We start from the raw sequence: 1,050 nt of genomic DNA, 5'->3' as shown, positions 1-1,050 counted from the left end.
GTTGCGCTTACCGTGCCGCTCACACTGGTGAGACTGTTGTAGCGGTCGTAGCTGAAGTTCAGGCCACCTTTACTCAGTACATTGCCATTCGCGTCTTATTCCCCACAGTTTCCTACGTGGATTTATCGCGTTTCTGCATCAAAAAGTTGCTGCATCAGCCTATGAGGCTGGTTGGCTGATACAGAGTTTTGAACCCTCTTCCTATGGCCAGAATCTATAAATCTTATGTTTTGACTCCTATTTATTAACCCGGCGGCGGTTCCTGTCGGATAAGGCTCTGCTATGACGGGGCTCCGAGCTATGATTGACAGACCTAAATTACCGCTGGGTTAATATTATTTCAAATGGCGTATAGATCTATATCGACTGATGCACCTATTTCACTCAACCATGTAATTATTTCCTTTTTAAAGAAAAGAGGGGGTTCCTCCTCGTAATAAATCACAGCTGACAGTTGAACATCTGTTTCGTTCAAAGTGGATATTTCTTTAAACTTATATTCAATTCCTTTTATTCGATTTATAATGGAATTAATTTGGATATCCAACTCAACATTTTTAATTTTTTTTGATTTTATTAGCCACCCACTCTCTTTTTCCACCATGATGGTGTTTTCTATTTTGTCACCTGTATTCCAATTCTTATCAGCAGGCATACCCAGAAAATTAACAATTTCATCAGAGCATAAGATAGAGCTAATAACAGATAGTTCAATGTATGATTCCATGAGATTACCTAAAAATTATTTATATTATAACCTGTTGGATCCCCCGGACCTTTACCATTTCTAGGCCTAACTACAATATTACCATCTTTGTCTTTGAATAAATCATATCTTGATCCTTGTTTTTTAGGTTTTAAATCATGAGGATCAACTCCAGCGCCCTTGAGCTTATCGATTTTTCCAGGAGAAAGCTTTTTGTCAGATGGTGAGTCAGATTCATTATATGCCCCCCCGGGAGTTCAGATAATAAGTGCGACACTCATGGTTGAACGGCGAGCGGTGGCCAACTGCTGATTAGTGGTACGCTTTCGCTCGCCAAAGTAAAA

General features: G+C 39.7%; 1 protein-coding gene and 1 pseudogene. Both read right to left on the bottom strand.

The window, feature by feature from the left end; translation table 11 throughout:
- Positions 1-340: 340 nt before the first annotated feature.
- Entirely contained in the window at positions 341-727 is a 387-nt protein-coding gene (locus tag BLV48_RS18685; RefSeq protein ID WP_091828277.1) for a DUF4279 domain-containing protein, read from the bottom strand.
- Positions 728-735: 8 nt separating this feature from the next.
- Positions 736-915, bottom strand: a pseudogene (locus BLV48_RS19675) (polymorphic toxin type 33 domain-containing protein); the annotation flags it as partial.
- Positions 916-1,050 lie beyond the last annotated feature (135 nt).

The organism is Marinobacterium iners DSM 11526, assembly GCF_900107855.1.
Classification (GTDB): domain Bacteria; phylum Pseudomonadota; class Gammaproteobacteria; order Pseudomonadales; family Balneatricaceae; genus Marinobacterium; species Marinobacterium iners.
This window is presented reverse-complemented; position numbering and strand designations above follow the sequence as displayed.